At 36.3% G+C, this 19,431-nt stretch carries 25 protein-coding genes and 1 pseudogene; all 26 read right to left on the bottom strand.

Annotated elements, in window-relative coordinates:
• Positions 1-4: 4 nt before the first annotated feature.
• The 26 genes and pseudogenes from ACFCT9_RS12640 to ACFCT9_RS12515 all read right to left on the bottom strand — a co-directional run bounded on the left by ACFCT9_RS12640 (position 5) and on the right by ACFCT9_RS12515 (position 19,426).
• Entirely contained in the window at positions 5-6,160 is a 6,156-nt protein-coding gene (locus tag ACFCT9_RS12640; protein ID WP_412519767.1) for a phage tail tape measure protein, read from the bottom strand.
• A 59-nt stretch (positions 6,161-6,219) separates the two neighbouring features.
• A complete protein-coding gene (gene gpGT / locus ACFCT9_RS12635) occupies positions 6,220-6,387 on the bottom strand; it encodes a phage tail assembly chaperone GT (protein ID WP_412519766.1) in 168 nt (55 codons plus the stop codon).
• Positions 6,388-6,422: 35 nt separating this feature from the next.
• Complete coding sequence (gene gpG, locus ACFCT9_RS12630) at positions 6,423-6,782, bottom strand: phage tail assembly chaperone G (RefSeq protein ID WP_412519764.1); 360 nt, start codon at positions 6,780-6,782, stop codon at positions 6,423-6,425.
• Between the two features lie 14 nt (positions 6,783-6,796).
• Complete coding sequence (locus ACFCT9_RS12625; RefSeq protein ID WP_412519762.1) at positions 6,797-6,961, bottom strand: hypothetical protein; 165 nt, start codon at positions 6,959-6,961, stop codon at positions 6,797-6,799.
• Positions 6,962-7,033: 72 nt separating this feature from the next.
• Positions 7,034-7,336 (bottom strand): Ig-like domain-containing protein, encoded by a 303-nt coding sequence (locus ACFCT9_RS12620; RefSeq protein ID WP_412521689.1) that lies wholly within the window; start codon positions 7,334-7,336, stop codon positions 7,034-7,036.
• Positions 7,316-7,897, bottom strand: a pseudogene (locus ACFCT9_RS12615) (major tail protein); the annotation flags it as partial. The pseudogene ACFCT9_RS12615 and the gene ACFCT9_RS12620, both read right to left, overlap by 21 nt.
• 13 nt (positions 7,898-7,910) lie before the next feature.
• Complete coding sequence (locus ACFCT9_RS12610) at positions 7,911-8,318, bottom strand: hypothetical protein (protein ID WP_412519760.1); 408 nt, start codon at positions 8,316-8,318, stop codon at positions 7,911-7,913.
• Positions 8,315-8,716, bottom strand: a complete 402-nt coding sequence (locus ACFCT9_RS12605; protein ID WP_412519759.1) for a hypothetical protein — start codon at positions 8,714-8,716, stop codon at positions 8,315-8,317. The genes ACFCT9_RS12610 and ACFCT9_RS12605 overlap by 4 nt, the downstream gene beginning before the upstream one ends.
• On the bottom strand, positions 8,713-9,075 hold the full coding sequence (locus tag ACFCT9_RS12600) for a phage head-tail adapter protein (RefSeq protein ID WP_412519757.1): 363 nt from the start codon (positions 9,073-9,075) through the stop codon (positions 8,713-8,715). Before ACFCT9_RS12600 ends, ACFCT9_RS12605 begins: the two co-directional genes overlap by 4 nt.
• Positions 9,059-9,355, bottom strand: a complete 297-nt coding sequence (locus tag ACFCT9_RS12595; protein WP_412519755.1) for a phage head-tail adapter protein — start codon at positions 9,353-9,355, stop codon at positions 9,059-9,061. Before ACFCT9_RS12595 ends, ACFCT9_RS12600 begins: the two co-directional genes overlap by 17 nt.
• A 17-nt stretch (positions 9,356-9,372) precedes the next feature.
• Positions 9,373-10,560: a phage major capsid protein gene (locus ACFCT9_RS12590; RefSeq protein WP_412519754.1), complete on the bottom strand. Its 1,188-nt coding sequence runs from the start codon at positions 10,558-10,560 to the stop codon at positions 9,373-9,375.
• 62 nt (positions 10,561-10,622) lie between these two features.
• Positions 10,623-11,444, bottom strand: coding sequence for a head maturation protease, ClpP-related (locus ACFCT9_RS12585; RefSeq protein WP_412519752.1), 822 nt, complete (start codon positions 11,442-11,444; stop codon positions 10,623-10,625).
• Complete coding sequence (locus ACFCT9_RS12580; RefSeq protein WP_412519750.1) at positions 11,419-12,591, bottom strand: phage portal protein; 1,173 nt, start codon at positions 12,589-12,591, stop codon at positions 11,419-11,421. The genes ACFCT9_RS12585 and ACFCT9_RS12580 overlap by 26 nt, the downstream gene beginning before the upstream one ends.
• A gap of 14 nt (positions 12,592-12,605) precedes the next feature.
• Entirely contained in the window at positions 12,606-14,267 is a 1,662-nt protein-coding gene (locus ACFCT9_RS12575; protein ID WP_412519748.1) for a terminase TerL endonuclease subunit, read from the bottom strand.
• Positions 14,264-14,623, bottom strand: coding sequence for a hypothetical protein (locus tag ACFCT9_RS12570; protein WP_412519746.1), 360 nt, complete (start codon positions 14,621-14,623; stop codon positions 14,264-14,266). Before ACFCT9_RS12570 ends, ACFCT9_RS12575 begins: the two co-directional genes overlap by 4 nt.
• Positions 14,624-14,818: 195 nt before the next feature.
• On the bottom strand, positions 14,819-15,142 hold the full coding sequence (locus tag ACFCT9_RS12565; protein ID WP_412519744.1) for an HNH endonuclease: 324 nt from the start codon (positions 15,140-15,142) through the stop codon (positions 14,819-14,821).
• Positions 15,143-15,451: 309 nt separating this feature from the next.
• Positions 15,452-15,871, bottom strand: coding sequence for a hypothetical protein (locus ACFCT9_RS12560; RefSeq protein ID WP_107539616.1), 420 nt, complete (start codon positions 15,869-15,871; stop codon positions 15,452-15,454).
• 142 nt (positions 15,872-16,013) lie between these two features.
• Complete coding sequence (locus ACFCT9_RS12555; RefSeq protein WP_412519743.1) at positions 16,014-16,322, bottom strand: hypothetical protein; 309 nt, start codon at positions 16,320-16,322, stop codon at positions 16,014-16,016.
• Complete coding sequence (gene rinB / locus ACFCT9_RS12550) at positions 16,323-16,472, bottom strand: transcriptional activator RinB (RefSeq protein WP_412519742.1); 150 nt, start codon at positions 16,470-16,472, stop codon at positions 16,323-16,325.
• Between the two features lie 3 nt (positions 16,473-16,475).
• The gene (locus ACFCT9_RS12545) at positions 16,476-16,652 is read right to left on the bottom strand and encodes a hypothetical protein (protein WP_412519740.1); all 177 of its coding nucleotides are present in this window, start codon (positions 16,650-16,652) and stop codon (positions 16,476-16,478) included.
• 43 nt (positions 16,653-16,695) lie between these two features.
• A complete protein-coding gene (locus ACFCT9_RS12540; RefSeq protein ID WP_412519738.1) occupies positions 16,696-17,298 on the bottom strand; it encodes a dUTP diphosphatase in 603 nt (200 codons plus the stop codon).
• Between the two features lie 4 nt (positions 17,299-17,302).
• Complete coding sequence (locus ACFCT9_RS12535; protein ID WP_412519736.1) at positions 17,303-17,692, bottom strand: YopX family protein; 390 nt, start codon at positions 17,690-17,692, stop codon at positions 17,303-17,305.
• Positions 17,693-17,875: 183 nt separating this feature from the next.
• Positions 17,876-18,073: a DUF3269 family protein gene (locus tag ACFCT9_RS12530; protein WP_412519734.1), complete on the bottom strand. Its 198-nt coding sequence runs from the start codon at positions 18,071-18,073 to the stop codon at positions 17,876-17,878.
• 3 nt (positions 18,074-18,076) lie between these two features.
• Positions 18,077-18,277, bottom strand: a complete 201-nt coding sequence (locus ACFCT9_RS12525; protein ID WP_412519732.1) for a hypothetical protein — start codon at positions 18,275-18,277, stop codon at positions 18,077-18,079.
• Positions 18,258-18,494, bottom strand: coding sequence for a hypothetical protein (locus ACFCT9_RS12520; protein ID WP_412519730.1), 237 nt, complete (start codon positions 18,492-18,494; stop codon positions 18,258-18,260). Before ACFCT9_RS12520 ends, ACFCT9_RS12525 begins: the two co-directional genes overlap by 20 nt.
• Positions 18,495-18,505: 11 nt before the next feature.
• A complete protein-coding gene (locus ACFCT9_RS12515) occupies positions 18,506-19,426 on the bottom strand; it encodes a DnaD domain-containing protein (RefSeq protein ID WP_412519728.1) in 921 nt (306 codons plus the stop codon).
• Positions 19,427-19,431 lie beyond the last annotated feature (5 nt).

Below are 19,431 nucleotides of genomic sequence, written 5' to 3'. Positions count from 1 at the left end.
ATAATTAAAATCTGCTTTTTCTTTCTTTTTGTCTATTGTAATCATCAATTGCACTATAAACTTGTTGCTTGTGTGTATATTTATCAATTGATGGCTTGAAGTCTTTACGTGCGATTTGCATTAATGTATTCATTTGCTCTTGTTGCTGACTGATTTGAACTTGCTGATTCTCAATCATTTGAAGTAATAACTCAGTATGATCGTTACTGCTATTATTAATATTCGGTAATTGTCCAGGTCTCTTATTACCTTTCTTGCTGCGTTGAATATCATGTGAAGCTAAGGCAATAATCTTCATGGCGTCACTCGCGCGTCTAGGGTCGCGAGGTACAATATATTCACCGTGTCCTTCTTCGGCTAGGTTATACCAGCCAGATGAATTGATGAGTCCGCCTGTGGCATAACCATGCCCGTGACCGATAACCCCTAGCATATCGCTGCCGTACTTATATTTTGCCCAATGGATACCTGCTAATAAGTTATCGAGTGGATTAAACACATTGCCATGTCCGGGGAATTTCATAGATTGGAATGTTCTGCCGGCAACTTGGACAAGACCTTTCGCCTCGTTACCACCTGTATTGGCATCCACATATCCGCCTTGTACTGCTCTAGGATTACCGCCTGATTCACTATCGATTTGTCTAGCCCATGCGTTTACATAAGCTGCAGTTGTAGGTAAACCATTCATTTTTAATGCTTTGCGAATAGTAGGCGCCCATTTTGAACCGGATTTTGATTTACCTCCGCCGTTGTTTTTTCTCAACCAGTCCATAGGGTCTTTAGCGACGCCATTCCAACGCATTTCGTAGTGTAAGTGAGGACCTGAACTGTCGCCGGTACTTCCTGAATATCCTAACAGGTCGCCCGGTTTCACGCGTTTGCTTCTAAATGCTAATTTGCTTAAATGTCCATATATAACATCAATAATCCCTGATTTAATCCATACAGAATTACCGAAACCGCCATTGTAACCACTTCTACCTTCTGCCGTACCTGAAATTGTAGAACGAACCGGTGTGCCCATTGGATAGTTAATATCTATACCATGGTGAGCTCGCGGGAACGGGTATCCGCTTGCTATTGCTTGTGAAGCCGACGCCATGAACGGGAAGTTGATACCTCTGTCGAGTTCGAGGTAACCACTGTCTCCTCCACCGGATTCTTCCAACCAACCTTTGAACATATCAGAAATTGATTTTTTCATTTTCTTGAATGCTGCGCGTGTAATGTCTCCAGGTATTCCTTTGATACCGTCGAAATTCACACCAAAGTGGCTTATAACTTTATCAACCAGTTTGCCCGGATTGTCCATGTAATCCATGACATCTCCGATTGCTTTACCGATTGCTTCTTTAGCCTGTCCAGCCTTTTTGCCGACTTCTTGAACAATTGGCGCACCATTGGCTGCAACCTTACCTGCTGCTTTAGCACCTTTTTTACCGACATCTCCAAAGAATTCAGCACCTTTGTGCGTTGCATTTTTTGCCCCTTTTAAAAGGTCTTTAGCAAATGTCCCCGTTGAAAACTTAGGTAAAGTACCTTGATTACTTAACATAGCGTGTGTTTGAGCACCGTTATAGACTGCTGAACCTTTAGGTAAAAACATTGTAGTATCTGTGCTTGGTGTAATCGCCATGCGTCCATTTGGATAGCGTATCATTTCATTTCTGAAACCGCCTGGACCATTACCAGGTCCTCTGTCTCCGACGACTGCCATTGTACCTTGCTTCAAGCTGCCGTCTGATGTTGTTTTAATACGTCTATTGATCGTTTGTGTTCCTGTGGATAGATAAGGTAGTTTAGGCATGCTTAATTTGTCGGCTACCCAGTTTATACCTTTAATCAATTTATTCAAGCCTGTTTTAACAGCGTCAACCATACCACCAATAAAACCTTTAATTTTACCTATAATATTCGACAAGCCGTCTTTCATTTTGTTGAAAGTACCGACTACTTTGTCTTTTAGACCTTGAGCTAAATTGACAACTTTCGATTTGATCGTATTCCAAGCATCAACAATATAACCTTTAGCTCTGCTGGTTAAGTCTACAACGCCTTTTTTGAGGCTATTGAATTTACCGACAACTGAATCTCGCAGATTTTGCGCTAAACTTGATACTTTGTTTTTAATACTTGTCCAAATAGAGTAAAGGAAGTTTTTAACAGCGTTGAAAATTGAACGTATGATATTTTTCAAGTTATTAAAGTTATTTCTTAAGTTGTTATATAAAGCTCTTGCGATTGAAACAACACTATTTTTAATAGATGTCCACACTCGAATAAAGAACTGTTTAATACTATTGAAGATAGATGAAATTGCGCTTTTTAACGCATTAAAAATCGCTTTGACTGTATTAACGTACGCTCTGACAATTGCAATAACACCGTTTTTAATTGCATTCCATACTCGAACTGAAATAGCTTTAATACCGTTCCAAATATTGGTTAAAACTGCTTTTAGACCGTTGAATAAAGCTTTTATACCTGCAGATAATGCACGGACAATTGATAGTACTACATTCTTTAAACCAGTCCATATTGCACGCGTAGCTACAGATAACGCTGTGAATATTGCAATTATTACTGTTTTTAATGCTGTAATAGTCGCACGAACATCTATTCCTAGCGCTTTAGCTAAACCAACAACTACATTTTTTATAATTGTCCATATGGTTTTTAATGTATTCAACATCATTAATCCGATTGTCTTCAAGAATATTAAAAGGTTACCGAATGTCAGGCGTAACATACCACCAATTGCAGTTAATGCACCGCTGAATACTTGCTTGATACCTTGCCACATCAAACGGAAATTACCAGTAAATAAACCTTTGAAAATGTTGATAATACCGCCGATTGCAGTTAAACCACCTTGTACAACCATTCTAATACCAGTGAAGACATTAATAACAATTGCTTTCAAGCCACCGAAAATAATTCTGAAGTTATTTCCGATTCCAGTAAGTATCGGCTTAATAATGTTATTGAATAAGAACCCTAAAATTAAACCTACTGCGATTTTTATAGCATTAAATGTATTAATGATTGTTGAACCGTGTTGCTTCCAGAATGCACTCATTGCCGCGCCGAAAACTGCTGCAGTTGTTCTTATGAATGTAAAGAATTCTCTAAAAGCACCACGAATCATTAACAATGTACTTGTTAACTGCGTTGCAGCTTCTGCAGGCAATAATTTTTTGAATATATTAAAACCGCCGGCAGTATCTCCGCTGAACACTTGTTTTATACCTGTTGCAAAAGCTTTGATACCGTTCCACAGTCCCATAATTGCATTTTTAACCGGATTAATAACCGCGTTCACAATATTTCTGAATGTCTCTGACTTTTTATAGGCAATTACAAAAGCTGTACCTAATGCTGCAATAATTCCGATCGTAATGCCAATCGGTCCGGTCAATAATGTGAATGCGCTTCCAATTAAAGGTATTTTGCTAATAATTTGTCCTATAGGACCAAGTACCATACTTAAACCTTTCTTTAATCCAGCGAAAGCACCTGCACCATTTCCTAAATCATTTAAAAGTTTGAATGCAGAAGCAACGCCGGTTATACCGTTAGCCATTAGGCCTAGACCGATTAGGAGTGGTCCAATCGATGCAGCAAGACCTGCAAACACTGTAATAACACCTAAAACAGGGCCCGGTAAATTAGAAATATAAGTAAATAATTTAGTTAATGCTTGTGCTAATACACGCAACGGTCCTCCACTTGAATTCATAATTTTAATGCCAAGAGTTTCAAAAGCACCGCCTAATTGTTCTATATCGCCCTTAAGATTATCTTTCATTTGTTTGGCAGCTTTAGCGCTCTCACCATTAGATTCCTTTAAGGACTTACTGTATTTAGCAATTTTTTCTGGTCCTGCATTAATTAACGCTAAGAAACCACTTGCTGCTTCTGTACCGACAACTGTAGCAACTGATGCTAATTGTTGTTCTCTATTCATTCCTTGTAGACTATTTTTGAATTGACCGACTAATGCGGGCATACCGACAAATTTTCCACTTGAATCAGTTAAAGAAACGCCTAATTTATCCATTTCTTTTTTTGCTTGTTTAGCAGGATTTGCCAAACGGATAAATGATGCACGCAATGCTGTACCAGCTTGAGAACCTTCTAACCCAGAGTTAGACATTATTTCTACTGCTGCTGATACGTCTTCTAGAGATGCACCTAATGCATTGGCTGGTGCACCTGCATATTTCAACGCATCTCCCATATATTGAACGTCTGCTGCACTTTCGTTTGCAGCAACTGCCAACACATCTGCCACATGGCTGGAATCGCTGGCTTTCAAATTAAATGAATTTATTGAGGAAGCCATGATAGAGGCCGTTGTCGCTAAATCTGCACCACTTGCCTCAGCGGCACTGATTGTTCCCGGCATCGCTTGCATAACTTGGTTTGCATCCATGCCAAGTGCTGCAAGTTCTTCCATACCTTTTGCGACTTCTGATGCAGACAATGATGTCTGTTGACCTAATTGTAAAGCTTGGTCTGACATTGCTTTTAGTTGTTTCTTAGATGCACCAGCAATCGCGCCGACGCGTGACATTTGACCTTCAAATTCCATACCAGTTTTTATTGCTGCACCGAATCCAGCTATGACAGGTAAAGTTACGTACATCGCCATATTAGATCCAACATTACGCATTGCCATGCCAGCATTGTTAATCGTATCTTTATACTTATTGACTGATTGAATGGAACGACCGAATCCTGTTGCACCTAATCGTTGTGCATTCGCTTGTTTGACTGATAGCTCTTTATAAGCTTGACCTGTTTGTTCAATTTCTGTTTCCAGATCGTTCATTTTAATCTTCTGCTGTGTAATTGCACCGGACAATTCACGGGCTTCTTGACTATTTTTACCTTGTGAACGTGCGACAAAATCATATTGTGCCTGTAATTCTCTCAACACAGTCTTTTGTTGAGTCATAGTTGTTTTAAGTGTCATTAAATGCGTCTTATAACCGTTCACACTTTCACCGGCACGTGAGAAATTACTACGGGACAATGCAAGTGCATTATTCATATCTGTCATCTTATTACGGATTTGAGACATAGAAGAAATGCCTAACTGTTGCTCCATTTTCAAACGTTTATGCGCTTGTGTCGTTTGATTTAATTCTTGGCCGAGACTTTTTAACTTCAGTCCTTCCTCGCTTAATTGAACACCTAGTTCTTGCGCTTCCTTGCTTGTTGCACCATATTGTCGTTTTGCATAGTCATATTGTCTAGATAAATTTTGAACAATGAGTTGTTGCTGCTTCATACCATTGTTAAGCGATTCAATCTTTGCTTTATAAGCGCTTGCTGTTTGACCAGAAAGTTTGAAGTTATTTGCACTAATTTTCAAAGATTGGGCTACCTGTGTTATTTTCTGTCTGATTTGAGACATGGACATCGTCGCAGTCTTTTGTTCCATCGCAAAGCGTTGTGCTTGTGCAGAAGTTTGGCGATATTGTCCTTCTAATGCATCCAATGTTTGCTTTTCCTGTAGTATTTTTTGACGTAGATCAATCGCTTCTTTACTGTTCACACCTTGCTGTCTTGCAACATGTTGGTATCTAGTTTCTAAAGTTTGAATCGTACGTTTATGTTTTTCAATCACATTATTTAAACTATTCAAATAACCTTGATAGTTTTGTGTTGATTTACCACCTCGTTCAAACGCCATGTTTGTAATGTTCAACTGTTTGCGCAATGTTCCTAACACATTATCAATTTTTTCCATTGAAAAGACAGTCTTTTTAGATGACTGACCGAATTGATTCAACTCTGTTTCTGTAGAATTTAATTGACGTTTATACATATTCAAAGCTCTATTTTGTTTTGAGTATTCATTACGCAGTTTTTCAGCTTCCACACTTGAGCGTTGTTCTTCTGCAGTCATTTTTTTCAATTGGTTTGAAATATCTTTCATACTGTTTTCAGTGACTTCAATACCTTTACGAAGTTCCTTTGTTCGTGTGGACAAAGAAGACATAGAACGTTCAGTATTTTTGAAATCATTGTTTGAACGCCCCATTTCACTGGATAATGTACGAAATTGTGCTTTAATTTGTTTCAGTGAGCGTTCGACACCCACATCTTTCATGCTCATCAATATTGATAAACCTTTAACATCTGCCACTCATTGCCCCTCCTTTCTTAAAATAGATAAAAAAATAAAGCCCTAGCAATATGCTAAGGCTAGAAATTTGCAAACATTGCATCAGCTTCAGCATCGGAGGTTACTTTATTCGTATTGCGTTCGTCTAATATTTGCAGTACATAATGTAAAGGCATTTTTAATATTTCATTGATATCTTTGCCATTTTCCAACATATCCCGTACTACAACATCTAAATTTTTACGCATACCTTCATATGTTAAGTCTTCCTCTTTGAGTTGGCTTAACTGATGCTCTGAATAAACTTTTTTGTCTCTTCGTCTTGCTGTCCATTTGCGATAAATTCAACTTGTCGTTGAAGTGCTTGAATTGCATCAGGGGCATGCAAGCGTGCTTTAACATCTTTAGCTGTAAATTGTTTGCCGTAAATTTTAACAACAACATCGATTAATTTGTCTAATTGTTCTTTGAAACTCATTTCTACTTCGCCTGTTTCTACTTGTTCCAATTCTGCCATGATATCTGTCGCTTCATATAAAACATCTAGCGGGATGAAGTGAGGAGTTAAAAATGTTTCCATTTTGATTTCTTCTGCTTTTGGGTTTTCTACTAATTGAATGTAGTTACGTTTAAGTTTTGTCATTTTTTATACGCTCCTTATTTATCTAATCGTTCAAAAAACGGTAGTTCATAACCTGCTTTTTCAAGTCTTTTCTCAAATTCATTAATTTCTTTAACTGTAGAATCAATTGTTTGTCCAGTTTGATACACCACATCTGTTTTTTTATTGTGGCAATCTTTCAAAACTTCATATTCTGCCATGCTCTCACTCCTTTATACGAGTGTTATTTTTGTATACAAAAATAGGCGACCGGTTAAAGTCGCCTCAAGTTATTATCCAGTTATTGTCACAGTAGCTGTACCTTTCACACCGCTGCCGTCTTTAGCAGTTGCTGTGATTGTTGCTTTACCTTCAGCCACGCCTGTCACTAAACCAGTGTCAGCATTAACTGTTGCGTATTGTGTATCAGTAGTGCTATAAGTTACACCTGTATTAGCAGCGCCTGATGGTTGTACAGTTGCTGCTAATTGAACTGTGCCGTCAACTGCAACTGATGGAGCAGATGGTGTTACTGTGATTGATGTGACTTTGACATCTGAAGAAACAGATGATGCGCCGTCATAAGCACCTAACAATAAACGCTCGAAGAATTTTGATTCATCATCTTCTTTTTTCTTAGAATCAAAGATGATTTTACGTACGCCGTCTCCGATACGGTGCATCGGTGTACCCTCAACTTCTTCTTGTGAGAATTCCCATTTTTCCTCTGCAGTTTTACCTTCCATTTTTGGATCAGTAAACATTACTTTTGTTAATCCTACACGTTGGAACGAACCGTCACGACGTTCACGTTTGAACCATACTGCTACGTAGTTGTTTTGTTTACCTTGTTTCTCTTCATAAATACCATCTTCATCATAAACTTCATTGAAGATGATTTCTCGAATTTCTTGTGGGAATGCGTGCATTGTAAGGTTTAATTTACCTTCACCGTCAGTGTTACCAGATTCGATAATACCGCCGTCTGCATATGCATTAACAATATCTCCGCCAGTTTCTAATGAAACCTCTTGTAAACCGCGTGTTTGAGTTACTTTTTCATAAACCATGTTGCCTACTTCATCAGTAGACAATACTGCGAAACCTAAGTCTTTGATATTAATATACGCTCTAGGCGTTTTAGCTTGTGTTACCATAATTTATTTCCTCCTAATATTTTTCATCATAAAAAATAGCCTCATACCGTCTTGTAGAACGATATAGGCTGAACGCTTCGTTATATTCATTTCCTAAATTCGACGATTGGCTGATTTTCAACTGTTCCCACAGTAAATCGCTAATACGTTGCGAAATTTCATTGCGTCTCAATCTTGCATTGTAATCATCAGAGTATTTAACAAACACATCAATTTGGACAATATAATTATAGGCAATGCGGTCACCGTCTGAGTGTGTTTCAGGGATTGGATCATCAAAATCATCTAATACAATATAAGGTTTGGTGATGTCTTGCTCGTCAGGATAATCATTGAACTTAATATTCTCTAACGGAACAAGGCGCATCAATACTTCATCTGCAATCAATAAGTTATAAAACGTCGTTAAGATATCAATCATAGTGCTTTCTCGATTTCTTCAGCTAATACTTTATAAAATCTGTCTCTTGCACTTCTGATTGCCTTATCGATTGCACCGAAGCCTTTCGGTTTGATAAATTTACCGTTTCTATCGTGAAATCCCTTTTCGTTTAAATGGACAATAGTATAACGTTGTTTTTCACCTTCCCAGTATACCTGAATAGAACGATTACCTTTATCCCAGAAAGGTTTTGACAATTTCACTTCGCCGTATTCTGCTCCGGTATCACGAAAGTATTTAATGTTTGCTTGTACAGCTTTACGCATGACTTCACCAGCCTCAACCAAAGCTTTATCATAAATCTTTCGCATACGTGTTTTGTTAAATTTGTTTTCAAGCATTTTCATTGCTTCTTGTTCATTAAACTTAATACTCATTGCACAATACCTCCTAAAACCATCAAGAACTGTTCGTTCTCGACATCAGGTTGCACTAATTTAATATTCAAATCTTTTGTAATATAAGGTGATTCAATATTGATGTAGTGTTTTTCGGAAGGTATATATTGTCCGCGTGTTTCTCTGATAAATACTTTCACATCATGCATTGTTCCGTTTGCAATTGCGTCCTGCAGTTCAGTCATTTTCCATTGCGGAACATATGCCCAACAACTGTATAAGATGCGTTTTCGTTTTGAACCTGCTTCTGGTCCCGTATTCGCTTGATACTCGTAAAAATGAACTTTTGTATTTAACTTTTTGGTTGTGATAAACGGCTTTTTAAATGATGTTTTCATTCGTATCACCTGCCGTCACATTGTTTAACCCGAAATTGATTAAATCGTCTTGATAATTATCATTGAAATACTCCGTCAAATCTTCATAAGCATAGCGTGTTCTTGCGAAAACCAAATCTTGACCTTCTAAATTTTTATAAATGTCAAAATCGCCAAATCTCGATACCAAATTACTGTATGACTTCTTCAAAAGGTTTTTTAAATACAGGTCTTCAGTATCATGCGAGATTTTGGCGAAATCTTTGAATTCTTTTAATAATTCATCTGTGATGTCTAACATTTACATCACCTCAATTCTTATGCGCTAGGCGTTCCGTCAGTAGTTCCACCTGAAGTAGATTGTGTTTTTGGTGCAGTTGCAATATTCAAGTCATAAACTGCAGATGCATTATTATCAGCAGGTTGACCATAAGCGAATGTTTTAGCTGTAAATAAAATCGCATCTTGTAATGCTAATGTTTGATCGAATTTCTTCACAGTCAATCCACCGCCGCGTACCGCATCATAACGGTCAGTTACAAACGCAACTAACTTACCTTTTGGAACAAATTCAGAAGTAATAATTTGTACATTGTAAGGTAAAACTGTCACATAACCGCCGTTTGCTGTTAAGTACGTATAACGTGCTTGGATATCCCAAGAATCACGAGGGTTAACAACTAAAGCGACTTTACCGTCAATTGATAATTCTTTGCCTTTTGCATCTACTGAAAGACTCTTAAGCATATCTTTCAACTCTAAAACAGTTGTATCAGCATCTTTAAATGTTAAAGTGCCAGCTGAAGTTTTATCAGTAACTGCACCAGTATCCGTATTAATATCTTTCATTAATCCTACGGGTTGTGTTTTAGCAGCACCGCCGCCATTAACAATTGCAGATTCTAAGCCTACTGAAATCGCTTCTTGAATTTGAGTACGTACAAAGCGTTCAATCCAGTTAGGACCAAAGATTGATAAATCATCCGGTAATACAACGAAACATGTCAATTTGTATTGAGTGAAATCTTCTTCTCGGAATGCTGCATCTAATTGCCCTTTGATTTCGCCGAAGATTTTACCCCATACTGCTTGACCGGCAGGGTCTGCTTTAATTACACGTGTTTTAATTCCTGCATTTTGGAAATTGATTTTAGATAATAGCGGATGATTCTTTTGTAAATCTTCAAATACACGTTCTACAACAGTTTCCGGTAAGATTTTTTCATCTGTATAACCTACTTCATAATTAATTTCATTGAAGAATTTTCGTTCTTCTGAAGTTAATGGATCTTGAGAACGTTTGGCTAAGATCCCATTATCAACCACACGATTATTTACCTCTGCTGAAATTTCTTCTTGTAAGTCATTTGATAAAGCATCAAACATTTCTCCAAACGCTTTTGATTGTTCTTCATCTGATGCTCCGTTTTGAACTAAGTTAGCAAATTTTGCCTTGTGTTCATGATAATTCTTTAATTTTTTCTGATTTCTTTTCATTTCTGACATAATATTTTTTCCTCCTTAAATTTTGCATAAAAAACAGCCTTCCGTTTCTCACGAGAGGCTGGTTAAAATGCAAATTTATTAAATTTATTTTGCGGTTGTTGCGGTGGTTGATTATCATTACCGCCTTTGCTTCCTTCTAAATCATCTAATCGAGTTTTAATGTTTTTAATATCATTTTCTACTTTTGCGACACGTTGATCTAATGTGTCGTTACTGTTAGGTTCATCTTGCTGCGTTTGAGAGGCGTTATCTTCCCCCACATTCTGAATCATTTGCGCTAAAAGTTGTTGCTGTTGTTGCAAGCTCGCTACTAATTGCTGTTTATCCATGTTCTTTACCTCCTTTTTCTTTGTTTTTTCATCAGCAAATTTCTTATTGACGGCTTCATCTGCAGTCAACCAAGTTTCATTTGCCATCATTTGCGACAACTCTGCTTTGTCAATACCAGTCCGTTCGTGATAAATATCAACAATAGATGTATCAACACTTTCTAAAGCATTGAGTGTTTTTTGAATGTCAGATTTATTGCCAAATGCCATTGTAGAGGCTTCGTGTATCATCATATTCGCACCATTATGCATGATAATCTTATCTGCTGCCATAGCAATCAATGAAGCCGCACTTGCAGCAATTGAAGTAATTTCAATCGTTACATTGTTTTTAAGGCTTTTTAGATAGTTGTAAATATTAATACCTTCAAAAGCGTCCCCACCAGCACTTGCTAATTTGATGACAATATCTTTATCCGTCCCATTCAATGAGTTTTCAACAAACTTAGATGAAATTGTATTATCAAATTCATCAGAGGCCACCACACCGTTTAATGTAAGAATATGTGTATTATTCTTTATTTCATTTTTAAACTGTGGAATTACCTTTTGCATTATTATCACCTCCTTTGAATGCGTCTGCACTTTGTAAGTTCTTAGTGATAATAAACTTATCAAGTTCCGAGTCATCTGCCGGTTCTTCGCCTGTCATGATTCTAACTTGGTTACGTGTGAATGTACCTGAGCTGACTAACTTGTCAATCGCTTCTGACATTTGTAATGGATCTCGTTTATCTATACCTACAACTCTAATATGTTTATCTTCTTTTAAGTATTCATCAGGGTAGAAAAATTTAGCGTTTAATTCAGATTCAATCTTACGTAATAAAGGATTGATACAAAACTTAAGGTATGAATCAATTGTTTTTTCCAAATCTGCCATTTCACCTAAAACGAGAGAAGGTGGAACGCCAACCATTCGAGCAACATCTGTTAAGATGGTACGTTTTAATTCTTCAATCTCATTGAAAGCTTGAGAGCCTTGAGATGCGCCTTTGCTTGAATGTTCTTCATAGCTTAATCCTTTCGTTAACGGGGCAATCGCAATCGAATTATTTTTAAATGAATCGAATAACATATCTATATATTCTTGAATGGCTTGTTGTTTGTTTTCGCCTCTCATTTGAGTAACATCAATATTTAACGTACCTCTTACCTGATTATTCATAAGTTGAAGATTAATCATTCTTCCGAATATCTCGCCATAATCTTCAAATAATCCTAATGAGTAATGCTCTAGTTTTTCGTTGTTATAACGTAAGTAAATAACATCATCCATTGCAAAGATACGCTTGAATTCAAAATCATTGACCATAACATTTGTAAATTTATGAGGTAATAAACCTAATTCATCTTCATGATAAAAATCATCTGCAATAAAAAAGTACCCGTCGTCATTTTTAACAACAAGTACTTCGTTATCCATGATTAATTTGTAAATGAACTTTTGCCAAAAATCGACTGCGTTTTGATTTTTATTTGGTTGGACGTTAAGTAAATAATATAGATTGTCTTTTTCTTTTTTGTTGCCTGTCATCACTCTGAACTCGCTTTGTGATATGGTTCGTGCTACCATCTCCACAACTGTATTTAGTGCAATTTGCTTTAAATAAGCCTTTTTACTTGTATCTTGTAGGAGTTCTAAATCGTACATCCATTCAAGCTCAGAATTACGTTTAAATACACTGTCGAATAAGCCCATAAATTACCTCCTTTCTAAAATTTTAGACCTCTTAAGAAATCAATTTCTTCATCAATTGTAGACTCTTTTAACTCATCTGCTCTATATAAAGCATGAATAAGTGCTTGGAATCCATCAGTTTTACGTCGGATAGGTTCTTTCTTTTCATATGTTTTATTGCCGTGTTTATCAATTTTCACAACAACATTTCCTGTATACCAACGCATTAATGGATTATCTCCGAATATAATATGATGTTGCGCAAACATATCTTCTACACGAGGAGCTAGCAGTGACTGGATCGCACGTGTGTTTTTTACAACTTCATATTCAATACCGTTATCTTCGAACATCGGACGTAACAAATCCATTCGGAAATTATCCGCAATCACTTTCTTTAATCCATAATTTTGTTGTGCCTCTAAAAACCAATCGATAATATGTTGAGGACTGATTGTAGGTTCATCTACAATGGTTAACAGCCCTTGCTTTTCCCATTCTCTGATTGGCGGTTTTAATTGATATTCATCTAAAAATGCCTTTCTAGCAAATGAATGAGTTTTCCATACATAATCCTCACCATCTCTGAATAACAATCCAACTGCTGCAAAGTCTTTTAAACTTGCATAGTCAAGACCGCCGATGCACTCTTCATTCTCCATAGGCGGCATTGCACGATTAGTTGCAAGAACATCGTCCCACGGTGCGACAACGCTTTGTGAATCTGTCTCAGGCATATTCATTCGCTTAGTCATGAATTCAGGACGACCAGAAGGATTGAACTTAAGTGTTAAATATTGTTGTTTAACCTCTTTGAACAGTTGCTGTCCATAAGCACTTAATGGTTTTTCAAACATCGGATTAGCCTTTTCCCACACATCAGGGTTGTCAAGTTCATCTTTATCATCAATTTTACAAATGAAAGGAAACAGTCTGTCTTCCACAGATTCGCCTTTTAGTACATTATCAGCACGCTCTTTCAATCGATCTAAAAAACCCTCTCTGACATAACCATCAGTACCAATATAAAAAGTGCGCGGATGTGCAACCTTACCTAAACCACTTCTCTTGATATTGATAATCGTATCTTTCTCGTAAGCGTGAATTTCATCAAAGAAAATACAACCTTCACGCGCACCGTCCTTTGTTTTTTCGTTCGATGTATCGAAAAGAAATTGTGATTTAGTTGAAAGGCCTTCTACATATACCTTACTTAAATAAAACGGGTTATTCGGTCGTTCAGACGTAACATAGAGATTGTTGCTTTCAATCATTTCATATATTTCTCTGAAACTAACCAACGCTTGCTTCTCACTATTAGCCACAACAGACATGTTATATTTAGGTATGCCGTGCAATGGTGTCATGAAAAATGCGCCTAGGGTACTAATATAGCCATTCTTACCACCACCACGTGCCATAGATATAAAGAATTCGGAAAAATACGGTGCGAGTGTCTGCTCTTCGTATAAGAAAACGAAGCAAGATATAAATTTTTGAAAATCTCGCAATTCGAAAAACCATTTTTCACTGAATTTAATATAATCCTCGATTTTTTGAGTATCAAAATATAGATCGTCTCTTGTTAAAATATGTGCTTCAAGAAATTTGACTAATTCGATACGCTCTCTGTTGACAATGACAGTACCTTCTTTGATTTTATCAATATAATTTGTTACATACTTAGGTATCTTCATGTCAATTCAGGTCCTTTCTGTGCTTCAAGTTTTCGTTTCTCTTCAGCACGTTTATCTAATTGGAATGATTTTTCTAACGAAAGCAATGCACCGTTCACACGATTTTTCTCTGCAATAGCAGGATTTTGTTTAATGTATTCTTGACTGCCGTTTTTTATATGCGACATAGGCCCCATTTCATCAATTGCCGTATCCAGAGCATAAAAAAGACGCAACAGATTACTGTAGCGTTCTACTTTCTCAATTTCCATATCGTTATCAGTGTCAATAACAGACATTAACATTTTCTCGGCAGCTTCTATTCTTTTTAATTGGTCTTTCGTAAGACTTTCTTGCAGATAACTGCGTTTAGCCATATACCCCTACCCCCTTTCTTAAATATTTATAATTATAGTTTTAAGTTATAGATACCCTCTAGTGTAATAAAAATAAGTTATAGTTATGAAATTGACCCAAGCGCCGGTTTCCGCTGAATCCTTTAGGTATGGGATTCTTTGAGCCGGGGGGGTATTTAATATTTTTATATGAAAATATTTATTTTATAATTTCCATTACCATTTTTCATCATTATATTTGTTTTTCTTGTTATTTTTATTAAATTCAAATCTGCCATGTTTTTTGTTGTGATGATATTTGCATAAAGTTTGCAGGTTATCCAAGTCATATGCTAAATCTGGCCTTTCTTCTAAAGGTATGCGATGGTCCACTTCCAAAGATTGGTGTTGATTAATCGTGAGTTTACCTTCTGCTTTGCAGTGTACACATTCATAATGATCGCGTTTTAATACTTGCTCACGTGTCTTACGCCACTTTGCCCGCATATAGAACTTACGGTTCTCATCACGTCTGTCTATATAGTCTGAGTACTTGCTCATATGCTTACCTCTTCAATGATATGATGTATTACTTAACATCTGACCACCATGCCTCTCTGCTTATATCAAGCATAAAGAAAGACACATCATGTTAATGATGTGCCTCAGTTATAATATAGTATTTTCATTTACATAGTAACTTAGTGATCAACGAACTTCTTTGTCAGTGCCAGATATAAGAATCATAACAGATAACATGTTATATCTCGTGTACTAATATCGCTATGACTCAATTATAATAATATGAATATAGCAATTGCAACTTCAGTCTTATCAGTCCTATCAGTCTCATCAGTCCTAACAGTCCTATCAGTCTTCTAACATCTTGCTTCTCTTCTGTTGGATAATGTACACATTAACTATCTCATCAACATGATGCATTATCTTATTGTATCCCATCTTCATAATACGTTTGATATCATTAACACTCTTACCTATCTTAATCAACTGAAGTAAGTGGTAGTTCTTATCGCTGCTGATATACTCTTCGTAACTATCTATGAATGCTAACTTATCTACTAACTCTTGTGTCTTGCGGTAATCCTTATCATTGCGTATAACTCTCACTAATACTTTATTACCAGTAGTTCCTTGTGCTTTAGGCATTGCTGATTCAATACCATACTGTCCGATAGATGTACTGTCATACTCATAAACCTTTTCGTCTACCAGCTTACGCATCCAGTGGTAATCAAACATCATATCTTTAATCTCTATTTCTGTGTACATCTAATTCCTCCACTTACTTATCTTTTCTCAATACTTCTATAATTCTATCCCTCAATTCCAATTCTTCATTCAGTTCTCTATTCGCCATGTAAAGCACAAGAGAGAGGAGAGCGAAGAGAATGGTTAGTGCTATCCACATCAATCACTCACGTTCCTTTCCTGGCGGTACTTTTGTACCTTTATCTTTCTTTGGTTTAGCCAAACTCTTATAAGGTACTCTTATACTTTTGTCTTTCTTCGGTGGCGTCGGTGCTTTCTCTGGTTTAGGTGAAATTCTATGATGATCCAGCCACTTTATAAGATTAGGGTCCGGCTGTTTTGTTTCAGGGTTTGTTAACCCACCAGTGTAATAATTATTCTTAGTCTTATTCACATGGTTGCAATCTATCTTATAAACGGTGTAGCAAATGATTGAAACTATCAATATAATAGTAAATAATATATCTTCCATTTAATCACTCTCCTCTGTTTTAATGTTAAAGTCTGCAGGTGCTTCCACATCATCGTTCTGTGTACGGTAAATGATAAGCTGTTCAGTGATGTATTTAGCTGCTTCGTATAGTGTAAGCGTTAAGATTAGTTTGAGTATTGGTTTAATCATTGTTTACCACCCTACTCTTTCCATCTTTTTATTGATATACGGCAAGCTATCGTAAAATTTACGAGCTTCTGTTTTATAATAAAAACGCTTGCCATGCGATTCACCTTTATCATCAACCCAAAGTACATTCCATTCACTAAAACTAAATGTATCTGTAACCTCTTTAATTAATCCAAACATAGTATTACCTCCTAAAAGCAAGGCGGACGAACCGCCAAGCTGTTTAATATCCTGTGCTACCGAATCCGTTTGTACCACGTGTGCTTTTTATATCAAATTCAGCTACCTCTTCTAACTCTGGCGTCCAAATAGGTACAATGACTAATTGAGCTAGTTTATCGCCTTTGTTGATTTTGTAGTAATCATTTATAATGAATGGTTTGGTTTTAGCATCATTTACAAAAGAACTCTCCATTTCTCCTTGTATATCAAAACATTGTTCATTAGTTGTTGAATATATTTGCGCATCATTCTTAATGTTAATCCCCATATTGCCATGAAAGCCTGCGTCAATCTTACCTGTTTCAATAACTAAGTGTGTTTTACTGCTTACACCGCTGCGTGAAGTAAGTAATCCCACATACCCTTTAGGAATATTAACTGCTAGATCAGTTTTAATAATTGCTTTCTCTTGCGGTTCCAGTACCACTGTTTCTGGTGCTTTATACTCATCATTTGCATGACGCAAAATCTCATCAAACGCCTTTGCTTTTTCCAGCACCTCTACATGTTCTTGGTAAATATCTTGGTGTGATTGCATGTGCGGGTACTTTTCTGCCAATGCTTTAGCACCTTCTGCTTGTTTTTCCATGTATTTATAAGTCATTCCACTATTCCTCCCTTAATTCCGGATTTTCATATACATTGCCTACGACCTCATATTCTGTCGGATTGTTTATATAACAGTGGTCGTAACCTCCGTTATAAAATTCAGTTAATACAAAACTTCCGTCTAACCATTCCACAACATATAACTCACCGTATGAATTTCTCACAATATCCGACTCATAAATTTCTTTTCCGTTTTTGTCTTTCAGACCAGTCGACATCATCACAATTCTATTAATAGTGCCATCTTTTTCGATTAAATCCAGGTCTTCAATATGGTCGAACCAAATAGTGAATCCCATATCAAAGTCTCGTTGTTCACCATAACTCATGCCTTTCTGATAATCAGTTCTATGTCTTTCTCTATCAAATTCTCTGAATTTAGGTATCATTCCAATTCCTCCTGTTATTCAAATAATCCTCTCTAGCAACGATTGCAGTAATGCGTGAGGGGCTTGCGTCAATCACAAACCCTTTTACACCTCTGCTTTGTAACTCTTGCTCTAGCTGCGTTAAACTGAGTCCTCGTGTGTCTGTTTTAAATCGTTGTTTAATTGTGTTTGTAAGTTCTCTCATCACTTCACCAGATCATTAGCTTTAATAAACTCTGCTAATTCCTTATCTGTTTTGATAGTTTTCATTTTTTGATAATGCATACCTGCCATATTGCCTACATAGTTGGTATCTTCAGCAAGCGGTATAACACTGAATGCTATTTCTCCATACTTATTTTTGAGATAGTATTTCTTTTTAGCCCCTTCAATTAATCCCATTGTTTACACTCCTAACATTTCGTAGATGTCTGTTTGATAATCTTTGGTAAGTTGATTGTTTTCCATGAATGTGTGCAATTCGTTCAAATCAAAGTTCCAACGTCTGCCTTCCCATTCATTAACACCTGTCAATTTGTATCTGTCTTTATCAGTTTCGATAACAAAGACTTTGTTGCCATGTTCATCAAATAGATTGAATTCCATTTCTATCACCCTTTTTAAAAGAGATAGGTAATTTATCGAAGTAATTATCATTAGTAATGATTGTTTGTTCAGTAGTTCCATCTAACAATACGTATGCAGCATGTGTATCGAAGTTTTGTCTGAATAACTGAATGACTGTTCCGCATTGACCTTCTTCTTGATCATCTTCTTGCCAGATAATGATTCGGTCGTAATTGTTGAGTTCATGAATCTTCATTGCGATTCCTCCTAATCTTCACTCCACGATTCTTTGAGATGTTTTATAAATGCTTCAGAATCTTTTTCTAAATCAGCATCAACATTCTTATTATTTTTCTTCTCTGGATTTAATAACCATTCAGGTGTAATCTCTTTTGATTTAGTATTAGAATTGTAGTGATTTCTATTATTTGTACGTTGTGCTTTCTGCTGTTGTTCATGAGCCTTGATTTCTTCCATAGAATTTAAATTGGCATTTAACCAATTTTTAAGAATACTCTTTGCATAACCCCAACTTATTTTGTTTCTGTCTAATGCAATCTTTAATGCTGCTTGTACAATTTCATCTGAATCGTTATCAAATGATTCAATGTAATAATTCATATCTTCAGCAGTATATTGATTTAATACTCCGAATCCATTTTCTTGGAAGAAGTCGAAGGCATTTATCTTCTTCTCCTTCTTCTCATTCTTATCATTATTTACATTATTATCTTTATTAACATTATTGTTTGTGTCTTTTTGATGTTCAGTTGATGTTTTTTTGATGTCTTTTTGTTGTTCAGTTGATGTTTTTTTGATGTCTTTTTGTTGTTCAATTTGATGTTTTTTTCTACCTTCATCACTCTGGTAAAAGTCATAATTCACAATGGTTATAAGGGTGTATTTTGTTGTCTTTTTGATGTCTATCATGTTGTCTTTTTTTAGTAGTTCTAGGAATGAATTTGTTTTAGTACGTGACCAACCCCAAAGGTCAGATAAGGTCAAAACACTTGTTAACTTTTGCCCTCTTTTAACCTCTACAAGTTGATTACCGATGGTCACTTTGTTGTCTTTATGATTAGCTTCAAGCAGCAAATGCAACCATGCTTCAAACTTTGAAAAGACTCTATCTTCTTGATACAACCAATGATTTTCAACGCTTCTGTGCAAACTTATCCAACCAGACATGTTAC

Source organism: Staphylococcus simulans, from assembly GCF_047037175.1.
GTDB lineage: Bacteria > Bacillota > Bacilli > Staphylococcales > Staphylococcaceae > Staphylococcus > Staphylococcus simulans_C.
The sequence above is the reverse complement of the archived record's forward strand: the minus strand, read 5'-3'. Positions and strand labels throughout refer to the sequence as shown.

Bases quoted from the DNA above. Each gene is read 5' to 3' on its own strand.
- ACFCT9_RS12605 (WP_412519759.1), bottom strand. From the start codon at position 8,716: ATGAGTATTAAGTTTAATGAACAAGAAGCAATGAAAATGCTTGAAAAC.
- ACFCT9_RS12525 (WP_412519732.1), bottom strand. From the start codon at position 18,277: ATGGAATTCAATCTATTTGATGAACATGGCAACAAAGTCTTTGTTATC.
- ACFCT9_RS12540 (WP_412519738.1), bottom strand. From the start codon at position 17,298: ATGACTTATAAATACATGGAAAAACAAGCAGAAGGTGCTAAAGCATTG.
- ACFCT9_RS12610 (WP_412519760.1), bottom strand. From the start codon at position 8,318: ATGATTGATATCTTAACGACGTTTTATAACTTATTGATTGCAGATGAA.
- gpG (WP_412519764.1), bottom strand. From the start codon at position 6,782: ATGACAAAACTTAAACGTAACTACATTCAATTAGTAGAAAACCCAAAA.
- ACFCT9_RS12570 (WP_412519746.1), bottom strand. From the start codon at position 14,623: ATGGCTAAACGCAGTTATCTGCAAGAAAGTCTTACGAAAGACCAATTA.
- ACFCT9_RS12535 (WP_412519736.1), bottom strand. From the start codon at position 17,692: ATGATACCTAAATTCAGAGAATTTGATAGAGAAAGACATAGAACTGAT.
- ACFCT9_RS12520 (WP_412519730.1), bottom strand. From the start codon at position 18,494: ATGAAGATTCATGAACTCAACAATTACGACCGAATCATTATCTGGCAA.
- ACFCT9_RS12580 (WP_412519750.1), bottom strand. From the start codon at position 12,591: ATGGGCTTATTCGACAGTGTATTTAAACGTAATTCTGAGCTTGAATGG.
- ACFCT9_RS12530 (WP_412519734.1), bottom strand. From the start codon at position 18,073: ATGGGATTAATTGAAGGGGCTAAAAAGAAATACTATCTCAAAAATAAG.
- ACFCT9_RS12600 (WP_412519757.1), bottom strand. From the start codon at position 9,075: ATGAAAACATCATTTAAAAAGCCGTTTATCACAACCAAAAAGTTAAAT.
- ACFCT9_RS12515 (WP_412519728.1), bottom strand. From the start codon at position 19,426: ATGTCTGGTTGGATAAGTTTGCACAGAAGCGTTGAAAATCATTGGTTG.
- ACFCT9_RS12555 (WP_412519743.1), bottom strand. From the start codon at position 16,322: ATGGAAGATATATTATTTACTATTATATTGATAGTTTCAATCATTTGC.
- ACFCT9_RS12560 (WP_107539616.1), bottom strand. From the start codon at position 15,871: ATGTACACAGAAATAGAGATTAAAGATATGATGTTTGATTACCACTGG.
- ACFCT9_RS12575 (WP_412519748.1), bottom strand. From the start codon at position 14,267: ATGAAGATACCTAAGTATGTAACAAATTATATTGATAAAATCAAAGAA.
- ACFCT9_RS12565 (WP_412519744.1), bottom strand. From the start codon at position 15,142: ATGAGCAAGTACTCAGACTATATAGACAGACGTGATGAGAACCGTAAG.
- gpGT (WP_412519766.1), bottom strand. From the start codon at position 6,387: ATGCGTAAAAATTTAGATGTTGTAGTACGGGATATGTTGGAAAATGGC.
- rinB (WP_412519742.1), bottom strand. From the start codon at position 16,472: ATGATTAAACCAATACTCAAACTAATCTTAACGCTTACACTATACGAA.
- ACFCT9_RS12585 (WP_412519752.1), bottom strand. From the start codon at position 11,444: ATGCAAAAGGTAATTCCACAGTTTAAAAATGAAATAAAGAATAATACA.
- ACFCT9_RS12545 (WP_412519740.1), bottom strand. From the start codon at position 16,652: ATGTTTGGATTAATTAAAGAGGTTACAGATACATTTAGTTTTAGTGAA.
- ACFCT9_RS12590 (WP_412519754.1), bottom strand. From the start codon at position 10,560: ATGTCAGAAATGAAAAGAAATCAGAAAAAATTAAAGAATTATCATGAA.
- ACFCT9_RS12595 (WP_412519755.1), bottom strand. From the start codon at position 9,355: ATGTTAGACATCACAGATGAATTATTAAAAGAATTCAAAGATTTCGCC.
- ACFCT9_RS12625 (WP_412519762.1), bottom strand. From the start codon at position 6,961: ATGGCAGAATATGAAGTTTTGAAAGATTGCCACAATAAAAAAACAGAT.